This is a genomic window from Nocardia sp. NPDC003693 (assembly GCF_053981095.1).
The window spans coordinates 1-12,158 of the sequence record NZ_JBSFNO010000038.1 but is presented as its reverse complement, the minus strand read 5'-3'; the positions used below and the strand labels follow the sequence as shown (position 1 = coordinate 12,158).

The window sequence follows — 12,158 nt, the reverse complement described above, 5'->3', positions numbered from 1 at the left end:
CGCCGCTCACGCGGAACCCTCTGCCGCTCCCACCGCCGCGCCGAGCCTGCCCATGGATCCGCTCAGCCGGGCCATCAGCTCCGCGGGCACCGGTCCACCGTCGTGGATGGCGGACAGGCGTTCGAGCAGCATCTCGACCTCGGCGATGATCGGGTCGGCGAGCTCGGCGTCCTGCGGGGTGATCTGGTCCAGCACGTGCCGGGCCAGCAAGCTCACCGTGGGGTACTGGAAGATCACCGAGTTGGCGAGCTTGACGCCCGTCATGGCCCGCAGGTGCGTACCGAGTTCGATCGAGCTGAGCGAGTCGATGCCCATCTCGGTGAACTCCCGATCCGGTTGCACCGCATCGGGTGAGGAGTACCCCAGCACCATCGAGATCGGCGTCTTCAGCAGCTCGACGACCGTCTCGTGCTGTTCGGCCGGACTGAGGCCGGCCAGCCGCTTGGCCAGCTGCGTCGGATCCCCGAGCTGCTGGGTGGCGCGCGGGCGGGCGTGCAGCAGCGCCCGGAAGAACGGCGGCAGTTCGGCCACCGACTGGGCCACCCGCAACAGCGACAGGTCCATGCCGATGGGCAGCACGTACGGCGCTCCGGTCCGCAGCGCGGAATCGAACAGGCCCAGCGCCTCCCCGGTCGGAATCGGCGTGATGCCCATGCGGCCGAGGCGGGCGCGGTCCTTCTCGTCCATGCCGCCGGTGTTGGAGGTGTCCTCGGCCCACCAGCCCCACGCCATCGCGGTGGCGGGCAGCCCCCGGTGGTAGCGATGCCGGGCCAGGCTGTCCAGGAACACGTTGGCCGCGCCGTAGTTGGCCTGGCCGGGTGCGCCGAAAGTGCCTGCCGCCGAGGAGAACAGGACGAACATCGACAGATCCAGGTGCTGGGTCAGCTCGTGCAGGTACCACGCGCCGTTGGCCTTGGCGGGTAGCACCGCGTCCAGGTGATCGGTGGTGAGCGCGGCGAAGGTCGCGTCGGCGAGGGTGGCCGCGAGGTGCACGACCGCGCCGATCGGATGCGCGGCGGGCACGCCGGCGATCACCGCGGCCAGCGCGTCGCGGTCGCCCGCGTCGCAGGCCGCCACGCTCACCCGGGCCCCGGCCGCGCCCAGTTCGGCGATCAGCTCGTCGACGCCGCCGGCGGTGGCGCCGCTGCGGCTGGTGAGCAGCAGGTTCCTGGCGCCGTACGCGGTGACCAGGTGCCGGGCGATGATGCCGCCGATCTTGCCCGTACCACCGGTGATCAGCACGGTGCTCTCCGGATCGAAGGCCGTCGGCCAGGTGAGCACCACCTTGCCCACGTGCCGCGCCTCACCGAGGTGCCGCAGGGCCGCGGCGGCGTGCCGCACGTCGAATCGGGTCAGCGGCAACGGCGCCAGCGCACCGGAGGTGAACAGCGCGGACAGCTCGGACAGCAGGCCGCCCACCACGTTCGGGTCCAGTGCCCCGAGTTCGAAGGACGTGTAGGACACCCCGTGCTCGGTGCGGATCGCCGCCGGATCGTGCACCGCGTCGCGGGCGATCTCCACGAAACGTCCCGTGTCCGAAAGCAGGCCGAGCGAGTCCAGGGTGAAGGCGTCGGGCAGCAGGTTCAGCACGATGTCCATGCCGCGTTCGCTCGTGAACCGTTCCGCGAACGCGCCGGACCGGGAATCGGCGAGATGATCCTCGGCGAAACCCATGCCCCGCAGCACATCCCACTTGGGCTTGCTCGCCGTGGCGAACACCTCGAGACCGAGGTGCTCGGCCACGTTGACCGCGGCCGTGCCCACCCCGCCGGTCGCGGCGTGCACCAGCACCCGTTCCCCGGAACGGGCGGCGGCGACATCGCGCAGGCCGTGCAGGGCGGTCAGGTACGCCACCGGCGCGGCGGCCGCCTGCGCGAACGACCAGGCCGGGGGCACCGGGGCGAGCAGCCGGTGATCGGCGGCCGCGGTCGCGGCGATCTCGTCGAACAGACCGAATACCCGGTCACCCGTGGCGAATCCGGTCACGCCCGCGCCGACCGCGCGCACGATGCCCGCGGCCTCGTGCACGAGCCGGGCCGGGGTGCCGGTGCCGGCGGCGACACCGGTCAGCGCGACGGGGAACGACAGTCCCGCGGCCCGCTGTTCGACCAGGACCGTGCCGGGCGCGAGGTCCGCGCCGGTGTCGCCGTCGGCGACCTCGGCCAGCGCCACGTCCTCGAGATTCCCCGAGGCCGGGATGTCGAGCCGCCACGGCCCGGACAGCCGCGCGCCCGCGGTGGCGGCGGCGTCCAGACCGGAACGGATTCGCCTGCCGAAGAATTCGCCGCGCCGCAGCGCGAGTTCGGGTTCGTCGGTCTGCAGCGCGGTGGCGAGCTGATCCAGGCCGATGCCGGCCTCGTCGAGATCGAGTTGCAGGATCCGGTCCTGGTGCTCGGACTGCGCGCTGCGCACCAGCGCCCAGACCGTGGCCCCGGCCAGATCGGTGACATCCTCCGCCGCCGCGACCGCCTGCACGCCGCGGCTCAGCACGACGAGCTTGGTCTCGGCGAAACGCTCGTCGGCCAGCCAGGTTTGGATCGTGCCGAGCATGTCGGCGAGTTCCGCGCGCACGGCCGCGCTCGGGTGCGCGCCGGGCTCGGTGCCCGCCGAGGCCGCGACCCGGGACAGCACCACCACCTTCGGTGGTTCAGCGCCCTCGGCATCCATTGCGGCGTAGAAGGTTTCGAGATCCGGATAGGTCGACGGCGCCGGATCGCCGTGCACGCCCAGCGGCTGCTTCCCGACGATGGCCCACTCCCCCGGACGGCCGGAGTACCGCGCCCGCTGCACCGGAACGCTCAGCCAATCGACGCCGAACAGCGAGTCCTGACGCCCGGACAGACCACGGGTGGCGAGTTTGGTGGTCGAGATGGTGCGCACCTGCAGCGTGCCCGCCGCGACGATGCGGCCGGTGCTGTCGCCCAGCACCCAGCGCAGCCGGTCGGTGCCCGCGGGCGTCAGCTTCACGCGCAGCGCTTTCGCGCCCACCGCGCGCAGTTCCACGCGCTCCCAGGCGAACGGGAGCCGGATCGCGCCCGCTTCGGACGGAATCAGCGCCGCCGCGGCGGAACCGGTCTGCATGGCCGCGTCCAGCAGCGCCGGATGCAGGCCGTACTTGTCCGCGTCGGCCACCGCGTCCGGCAGCGCGACCTCGGCGAAGATGTCGTCGCCGCGGCGCCAGACCGCCTTCATGCCCTGGAATACCGGGCCGTACTGGTAGCCGAGCGCGGCCAGGGTCTCGTAGGCGGGACCGGGCTCCATGGCCTGGACCGCGCCGACCGGCGGCCAGAGCTCGAGGCCCTGGGTGTCGGCGTCCTCGGTTCGCTTCACCGCGGTCAGATGCCCGTCCGCGTGCAGGCTCCACTGGCTCTGGCCGGGCGCGCCGTCCTTGTCCTCGGGCCGGGAGTAGATGGCCACCGACCGCCGCCCGGGTTTGACGAGTTCACCCACCACGACCTGCAGGTGGATCGCGCCGTCGGCGGGCAGGGTGACCGGGGTGTACATGGTCAGCTTCTCGACCTGCGGCGCGCCGAGCCGGTCGCCGGCGTGCAACGCCAGTTCCAGCAGCAGCGCGCCGGGCAGCAGCACGTTGCCGTGCAGGGCGTGGTCGGCGATCCAGGCGTGGGTGGCCAGCGCGATCCGGGTGCTGAACTGGAAGCGGTCGGCGCCGGGCAGTTCCACGACCGCACCGAGCAGCGGGTGCCCGGCCTCGGCCAGGCCGAGCCCGCTCGGCTTGCCGCCGCCGGTGCCCGACACACTGGCCAGCCAGTACTTCTGCCGTTGGAAAGCGTAGGTGGGCAACGGAATCGAGCGCGCCGAGCCGGCGGGGTAGATGGCCTGCCAGTTCGGCGAGACACCCTGCACGTGCGCCTCGGACACCGAGGTCAGCAGCCGCCGGATGCCGGCGTCCTCCCGCTTGAGCGATCCGGTGATGAGGCAGGATTCGGCGAAACCGCCGAGTGATTCGTGCATCGCGGCGGTCAGGACCGGATTCACGCTCATCTCGATGAAGGCGTTGTAGCCGGATTCGAACGCGGACTGGAAACCGCCTTCGAAGTTCACCGCCTCGCGCAGGTTGCCGAACCAGTAGTCCGGGCCGAGCGCCGCGGTGTCCAGCACGTCGCCGGTCACGGTCGAGAAGAAGACGATGTCGCTCGCGCGCGCGGTGACCGGGGCGACGGCGGCCTCGAGTTGCTCGCGCAACACGTCGACGTGGCAGGTGTGCGCGGCGTAGTCGACCGGAACCTGCCTGGCCCGCACGGCATCTCGCTCACAGCGCGCGAGTACCTCGGCGACGCTGTCCGCCCCGCCCGCGACCACGGTGGTGGACGGGGAATTGACGGCGGCGACGTAGATGTCGTCGATACCGGCCAGCAGCTCGCGCACCCGGGCGACCGGGGCGTTGATCGAGGCCATGCCGCCGGTACCGGCCAGCTCGCGCAGCGGCTTGCTGCGCAGGGTCACGATGCGCGCGGCGTCGGCCAGCGACAGCGCGCCCGCCACGTACGCGGCGGCGACCTCGCCCTGCGAATGCCCGAGGACGGCGTCCGGCTCGATGCCCAGCGAACGCCACAGTCCCGCAAGGGAAACCATCGTCGCGAAGAGCGCGGGCTGTACCACGTCGACGCGTTCGATCGATGGCGCGCCCGGCGCCTCGTTCAGCACGTCGGTCAGCGACCAGTCGACGAATTCCGAGAGCGCCGCCTCGCACTCGGCGATGAGCCCGGCGAAGACCGGGGATTCGGCCATGAGCTGCGCGGCCATACCGGCGTACTGCGCGCCCTGGCCGGGGAAGACGAAGACGACCTGGCGCTCGGCGGCCTGGCCGCGGATGGGCCCGACCGGCGCGCCGTCGGCGACCGCCGCCAGCCCCGCCAGCAGATCGACGCGGTTGCCGCCGAGCACCACGGCGCGATGATCGAAGGTGGCGCGGGTGGTGGCGAGCGCGTGACCCACTTCGCGGGAGGTGAACTCCGGGTTCGCCTTGACGTGCTCGGCGAGCTGGGCGGCCTGTTCGGCCAGCGCCTCGGGGGTCTTGCCGGAGATCGGCCAGATGGCAAGCGGCACTTGCTGTCCGGGCTCGGCAGGTGCGATCGGCTGGGCCGGGGGCGCCTGCTCGAGGATCACGTGGGCGTTGGTGCCGCTGATCCCGAAGGAGGAGACACCCGCCCGGCGCGGACCCGGGCGATCGGGCCACGGCACGCTCGCGGTGACGAGATCGACCGTCCCGGCGGACCAGTCGACGGCCGTGGTCGGGGCGCTGACGTTCACCGTCGGCGGCACCACCCCGTGCCGCATCGCCTGGATCATCTTGATCACGCCGGCGATGCCCGCGGCGGCCTGGGTGTGGCCGAAGTTGCCCTTGATCGACCCCAGCAGCAACGGCTCGGCGGCCGAATGATCGCGCCCGTAGGTGTCGAACAGCGCTTCGAGTTCGATGGGATCGCCCACGGGCGTACCGGTTCCGTGCCCCTCGACCACGTCGATGTCGGTGGGCGTGAGATCGGCCGCGGCCAGGGCGGCCCGGATGAGCTTGCCCTGCGCGGCGGCGCTGGGCACGGTCAGTCCCTTGGTCGCCCCGTCCTGGTTCACGGCCGCGCCGCGCTGAATGGCGAGCACCTCGTGACCCAGGCGCCGGGCATCGGAGAGCCGCTCCAGGATGAGCACGGCCACGCCCTCGGACATGCAGAATCCGTCGGCGTCGGCCGAATAGGGCTTGCTGCGACCGGCTTTGGAGATGGCGCCGTGCTGGCCGAGGGCGAAGAAGCCGGTCAGCGTCGACATGATCGAGACGCCGCCGACCAGGGCCAGCGAGCACTCGCCGGCGTTCAGGGCCTGCCCGGCCAGGTGCATGGCCACCAGCGACGACGAGCAGGCGGTGTCGATGCTCATCGTCGGGCCCTGCAGGCCCAGGATGTAGGACACCCGGCCCGAGAGCACGCTCTGGCTCACGCCCATGGCGACGTAGCCGGGATCCAGGTCCTTCTGGCCCGGGATCAGGTAGGCGTAGTCCCCGCCCATGGCGCCGATGTAGACCCCGGTGTCGCTGTCCTGCAGGGTCGTCGGGTCGATTCCCGCGGATTCCAGTGCTTGCCAGCTGGTTTCGAGCACCATCCGCTGTTGCGGATCCATTGCCTTGGCCTCGCGGGGGCTGATTCCGAAGAACTCGGGATCGAACTCGCCCGGCTCGTCGATGAACCCGCCCATCGGCGCCATCGCGGCGGCCACCTCGGGCGATGCCATATCCGCGAGCTCGGTCATCGACCGATCGGCGGGAAACTTGCTGGATGCATGCTGGCCATCGATCAGGAAGCGCCACAGCGCCTCGGGCGAATCGATGCCACCGGGAAAACGGCACGCCATACCGACGACCGCGATCGGATCGTCAACGAGAACGTGATCAGTCACGACTGCCCCCATGCGGGTAGAGATGTCCCGTTCGGGTTAAAGAACGGGATTCAGAATTGATGAATTTCCAGCGCCCCTGCGGCGACCCAAAGCGCTTCTGCCAGATGGCTATTGCGCCGACGAGCAGGAACGTACCGCATCCCATGGAGGCCTGCAACAGGATCTCGGCGAATCTGAAGTAAACGCTACTCGGAATCACTTGCAAATCGCGGCGCGATGGTGAGAAGCTCCCTGCCACGTCTCGGCCGACACGGCCCGGGCGCCGGGTGCGTGCGTCCGTTCACGTACCGGCGAGTAGGTATGCGGCAGATTTGCTGACGCGTCTCTTCAGGAGGGGTAATGGCCGAATTCGAGGTCTCGAGAGCGCTGGAAGCCAGTCCGATGCAGCTGTATTCGATCATCGCGAACACATCGACGTGGCAGGACTGGTTCCTGATGCACGACGGCTTCCTCGAGCAGCCGCCCGAGCGCATGGCCGTGAATTCCACACTGGTGCAGAACATTCGCATGCTGGGGATGTCGCACAAACTCGAACTGACCATCACCGCGTTCAAACCGCCGATGCAACTGACCCTGTCCGGGCGCAGTGAGATCGGGCTGGTCTGCGAATTCACCTTCGGCATCGAACGACGCCCGGGTGGTTCGCAGCTCACCATCGCCGGCAATTTCACCGGCTCGATGCTCAACGCTCAGCTCGAGCAGGTGATCGAGCGGGACGCGCATTCCCAGCTGACGAATTCCATGCGCAAGCTGGCGACGTTGTCGCAGGTAGACGCCTGATGGCGGCTACGGCGCCGCTGCTCGAACTGGCGAATGTGGTGCGGGAGTATCGCATCGGCGGTGAGACCGTCCGGGCGCTGGACGGCGTGAGTCTGACCATCTCGGCGGGGCAATTCGTCTCGGTGGTCGGGCCGTCGGGAGCGGGCAAGAGCACCCTGCTGCATGTACTCGGCGCCCTCGATGTACCGACATCGGGGTCGATTCGATTCCGGGGCAGCGAGATCGGCGCCTTCGGTGACGACGAGCAGTCCGAATTCCGGCGGCACCATGTCGGATTCGTCTTCCAATTCTTCAATCTGCTGCCGACGCTGTCCGCCTGGGAGAACGTGGCCGTGCCGAAGCTGCTGGACGGCAAGGGATTACGTGCATCCAAGGGGCGGGCGCTGGAATTGCTGGAACTCGTCGGCCTCGGCAATCGGGCCGAACACCGCCCCGCCGAGCTATCCGGCGGGCAGATGCAGCGGGTGGCGCTGGCCCGGGCTCTGATCATGGATCCACCGCTGATCCTGGCCGACGAGCCGACCGGCAACCTGGATTCGAAGACCGGCGCCGCCATCATGGCCCTGCTCGCCGACATCGCGCACGGCGATCACGCCGTGGTCATGGTCACACACAACGCGGAGGCCGCGAGCACCACCGACCGCGTACTCACCCTCGGCGACGGCCGGATAGTGCGTGACGCGGCCGGATCCGCCGAACCCGCTGTGCACGAACCGGTTACGGCGTCGGCGGTGCACCCGTGACGGCACTGCTGGATCGCTGGCGGCTGTTCAGCGTGCGGGAGTTCGCCGTGCATCGGGGGCGGACCATCGCCTCGACCACCGTGATGGCGGTATCGGCGGCCTTCCTGGTCGCGGTGTTCGGCATCTTCGGATCGCTGTCCGGATCGGTGAACCAGCTGATCGACAGCCTGGCGGGCAAGGCGACGCTGGAGATTTCCGGCGTCACCGATTCCGGCCTGCCCGCCGCGATCCGCGCGGATGTCGCCGCGGTGCCCGGGGTGGCGCACGCGGTGCCGATGCTGCGCACCAAGGTGCCCAGCGCGTCGGGCCCCATGCTGCTGCTCGGCGCCGATCTGAGCGCGGCGGCCCTGGAAAGCGATCTGCAGGAGGCGGTGGAGCGACACCTGGGCACACTGATGACCACCGCCAACGGCGCCCTGGTCGGGCCCGGGGTCGGCGTCGCGGCGGGCGAGCGCTTCCGGATCGGGGCCGGCGAGGTCACCGTCGCGGCGGTGCTGTCCGGCCCGAAACTGGAGCAGCTCAACGCCGGTCACTACGTACTGACCTCGCTGGCGGTCGCACAGCAGATCACCAATCGCAGCGGCCAGCTCGACTCGGTCCTCATCGTTCCCGCGCCCGAGGAGGATTCGGCCGAACTGCGGACCGCGGTCGAGGCCGCCGTGGCGGATCGGGCGCTGGTCGCGGAACCGAGCGTGCGGGCGGTGCAGACCGGCGGCGCGCTGCGCATGCTGCGCTACATGACCCTGATGGGCGCGGCGCTGGCGTTCATCGTGGCGGCCTTCCTCATCTACACCGCCATGAGCATGGCGATCGTCCAACGGCGACCGGTCATCTCGATGTTGCGGGCGGTCGGCGGGCGGCGGTCGACCATCGTCACCGATCTGCTCGTGGAAGCCGCCGTGATCGGCGCGATAGGCGGCGCGGCCGGGTCGGCGCTGGGCGTGCTGCTCGGCCGCGCCGCGATCGACACGCTGCCGATGGCGCTCATGCAGTCGATCGAGGCGCGCACGACGTATTCCCTTCCCCTCTACGCGATTCCGATCGCGATCGTCGCCGCCGCCGGAACCTCCATGGTGGCCTCGGGAGTCGCGGCGTACCAGGTGTACAAGGTGTCGCCGGTCGAGGCGCTCGCTCCGGTCGGAGCCGGCGTCGCGGACCGGGTTCCGTTGCTGCTGCGCCTGTTCGCGGCGTGGGCGGCGATCGTCAACGTGACCGTCGCGATCGTGCTGGTGCGCCTGCACCTGGACGCCTTCGTCTGGTCGGGTGTGGCGCTGTGCCTGTTCTTCGGGGCCGGCCTCATGCTGTGTTTCGCGCTGACCGGATCGCTGGTCGCGGCCACCTCATGGGTCGCGCGCCGCTTCGGGCGGGCGGGTGAGCTCGCCGCGACCTCGCTCGAACGGGCGCCGCGCCGGGTGTGGGCCACCCTCATGACGGTGTTCATGGCCGTGGCCGTGACGGTGACCATCACCGGCGCGAACAACGATCTGCTCGGCGCGATCCGCGGCTCGCTGGGCTCGACCGGCACGGTCGAGGTCTGGGTGAGCTCGCACCCGCCCGACGAGTTCCCGACCGGCCCCGCGCTGCCCGCCGACCTGGCCGCGCGGGTCGCCGCCGCACCCGGGGTCGCGAGCGTCATCGAGGGCCAGGTCGCCTACGCGACCATCGGCGACGAGAAGGTGATCCTGTACGGGCTCGCCGCCGGCACGGTCAATCCGATGTACGAGGAACTCGACGACGCACTCCGGGCGGACGTCGTCGCCGGACGCGGCATCGTGGTGTCCCGGGACATGGCGCGCGGCCTCGGCGTCGACGCCGGCGACGAACTGTCGATCGATACCCCGCGCGGCCCGCAGCGCACCCGCGTGGTGGGCGTCGTGTCCTACTTCTCGGCGATGACGGGCACGGTCGGGATGGGCCTGGACCAGATGCGGCAGTGGTTCGACCGGCCCGGTTCGACCATCCTGCAGATCGAGGGCGTGCCCGGCGCGGACGGGGATCGGTTGCTCGAGACGGTCGCGGGATTGTCACCGCCCGGACTCCAGGTCTATTCCGGCGCAACGTCATTGGCCAACGTGGAGAGTTCTGCCCGGCAGGGCATGGCGGTGTCGAACGCGGTGTGGATGATCATCGTCCTGATCGCGGCGGTCGCCCTGCTCAATACCCTGACGCTGTCGGTGCTCGAACGCCGCCGCGAGATCGGGGTGTTGCGCGCCATGGGCGCGAGCCGCCGCCGCACCCTGCGCATGGTGCTCGCCGAGGCCGCCGGGATCGGCGTGGTCGGCGGGGTGCTCGGGCTGGGGTTCGGCCTGGCGAGTCAGTACTTCTTCGATGCCCTCACCCCGAACATCATGAATCTCGAGGTGTCCTACCGGCCGAGCCCGCTGGCGCTCGCCTTCGCGGCCGGGGCCGTGGGACTGAGCCTGCTCGGCTCGATTCCACCCGCCGTGCGGGCCGCCCGGCTCAATATCATCGATGCGGTGAGCATCGAATGAAGCAGAGGGAAATCATGTTTCTTCGCAGGTCTTTTCGAGTCCGCGCCCTGATCGCCGCGGCGGTCCTGTGCGCGGTGACCGGCACGCTGTCCGCGTGCGGGGATTCCGGTGACTCCACCGCGCCGGTCAGCCGGTCCAGTGCCGCGCCGGTCACCGACCAGCCGCCCATCCCGCTGCCCGGCGTCGCCGATCTCAATGTCGGCCTGACGCTGGCGCTGGACCCGAATTCGCCGCGGGCACAGGCCGTGGACGTGGTTCAGGGTTCGGATGTCGATCCCGAACTCGTCACCAAGATGGCCCGGGCCGGGGTGAGCAACGGCGTGCAGATCACCGTGACCGGGGTGCGGTACGCGGGCAACGGCATCATGGAGGCCACCGCGAAGCTGTCCTTGAACGGCAAGCCCGTCGAGGGCGACGCCGTCATCCCCTTCGTCGCGGAGAACGGCCGCTGGAAACTACAGCTGGCGTGGGCCTGCCAGATGCTGACGAACACCGGGGCCACCTCGCCGGCCTGCACCTGAGAAACTCGACCGCGGCGCCGGACGTGAATCGCCGACTCCGGTATATTCTATACCTGTTCGGAATATGCTGAGCCATAGTGTTTTTCGAAACATCCCGCGATTTTCTCCGGCGCCAGAGTCAATCTCGATGAGTGATCGCCGAGTCCCGCTGAGCGAAGCCTTTACCCGGTATCGGCCGACAGCTGGTAAGCCGCTCATACTGTCTCGCGGGTGAGATATTTTTCTGATTCACGAGCGAGAAAGTCGCTCGGCACAATGATATTCGCGTTGTTCGTCGCCGTCGGCATGGCCCTGGTCTGGGTGGGCGGCACGGCCGCCGGCGCGCCGGCCGCAGGGGGTCCGGCGCGCATCGATCTGCAGGGCGCGGCGAACGTCCGGGATCTGGGCGGCTACCGCACCTACGACGGCGCGAAGGTCAAGGCGGGCAAGATCATCCGCGCCGACGCGCTCGCCAAACTGACCGACGCCGATGTACAGAAGCTGGGCACGCTGCGGTTGCAGACCGTGATCGACCTGCGGGTGCCCAGCGAGGTACAGGCCATGGGCGCGGACCGGCTGCCGAACGGGGTTCCGCTGGTGGCGCGGCCCATCCAGGACAACGGCATGTTCGCCAAGATGTACCAGGCCATTTCGTCCCGGGATCCGGTGCAGCAGCAGGCGCTGCTGGGCGACGGTAAGGCCGAGACGATCATGCGGGACATGTACCGCAGCTTCTTCGACCCCGATTCGCTGGCGAAGTTCGGCCAGACCGTGAAGGATCTGTCCACCACCGGAACCGCCACCCTGTTCCACTGCACCGCGGGCAAGGATCGCACCGGCTGGCTGTCCTACGTGGTGCTGCGTGCGGTCGGCGTGCCGGAATCGGTGGCGCGGCAGGACTATCTGCTGTCGAACCAGTATCGGGCCGCGGCCGACGCCGCACTGCGGGCGCAGCTGAAGCAGGGCGGCATCATGCAGAACCCGGACCTGCTGATCCCGCTGCAGGAGGTGCGCACCGAGTACCTCGACATCGCGGTGGCGCAGATCGACGAGCGGTTCGGCGACTTCGGCGACTTCCTCACCGAGGGCCTCGGGCTCGACGCCTGGACCATCGTGAAACTGCGGAAGAACCTGGTGTCCTGACCGGAATCCCGGCCGAAGGGCCCTCGCGCGCCGCGGCGCGGGCACGTACTCACCGCCCGTCATCCCCGCGATCACGTTCAGGCGGTTCCAGG

6 protein-coding genes are annotated in these 12,158 nt (G+C 69.9%); 5 read left to right on the top strand and 1 reads right to left on the bottom strand.

Annotated features, from left to right (window positions below; genetic code table 11):
- Positions 1 to 6 precede the first annotated feature (6 nt).
- Complete coding sequence (locus ACWDOP_RS31005) at positions 7 to 6,408, bottom strand: type I polyketide synthase (protein WP_456347885.1); 6,402 nt, start codon at positions 6,406 to 6,408, stop codon at positions 7 to 9.
- A gap of 339 nt (positions 6,409 to 6,747) precedes the next feature.
- Between ACWDOP_RS31005 and ACWDOP_RS31000 the strand changes: the two genes are divergently transcribed.
- The 5 genes from ACWDOP_RS31000 (at position 6,748) to ACWDOP_RS30980 (ending at position 12,066) form a co-directional block, all read left to right on the top strand.
- The gene (locus tag ACWDOP_RS31000) at positions 6,748 to 7,188 is read left to right on the top strand and encodes a type II toxin-antitoxin system Rv0910 family toxin (RefSeq protein WP_456347884.1); all 441 of its coding nucleotides are present in this window, start codon (positions 6,748 to 6,750) and stop codon (positions 7,186 to 7,188) included.
- The gene (locus tag ACWDOP_RS30995; protein WP_456347883.1) at positions 7,188 to 7,931 is read left to right on the top strand and encodes an ABC transporter ATP-binding protein; all 744 of its coding nucleotides are present in this window, start codon (positions 7,188 to 7,190) and stop codon (positions 7,929 to 7,931) included. Before ACWDOP_RS31000 ends, ACWDOP_RS30995 begins: the two co-directional genes overlap by 1 nt.
- Complete coding sequence (locus tag ACWDOP_RS30990; RefSeq protein WP_456347882.1) at positions 7,928 to 10,423, top strand: ABC transporter permease; 2,496 nt, start codon at positions 7,928 to 7,930, stop codon at positions 10,421 to 10,423. Before ACWDOP_RS30995 ends, ACWDOP_RS30990 begins: the two co-directional genes overlap by 4 nt.
- Positions 10,420 to 10,944 (top strand): hypothetical protein, encoded by a 525-nt coding sequence (locus ACWDOP_RS30985; protein WP_456347881.1) that lies wholly within the window; start codon positions 10,420 to 10,422, stop codon positions 10,942 to 10,944. The genes ACWDOP_RS30990 and ACWDOP_RS30985 overlap by 4 nt, the downstream gene beginning before the upstream one ends.
- A gap of 255 nt (positions 10,945 to 11,199) precedes the next feature.
- Positions 11,200 to 12,066 (top strand): tyrosine-protein phosphatase, encoded by an 867-nt coding sequence (locus ACWDOP_RS30980; RefSeq protein WP_456347880.1) that lies wholly within the window; start codon positions 11,200 to 11,202, stop codon positions 12,064 to 12,066.
- Positions 12,067 to 12,158: the final 92 nt, after the last annotated feature.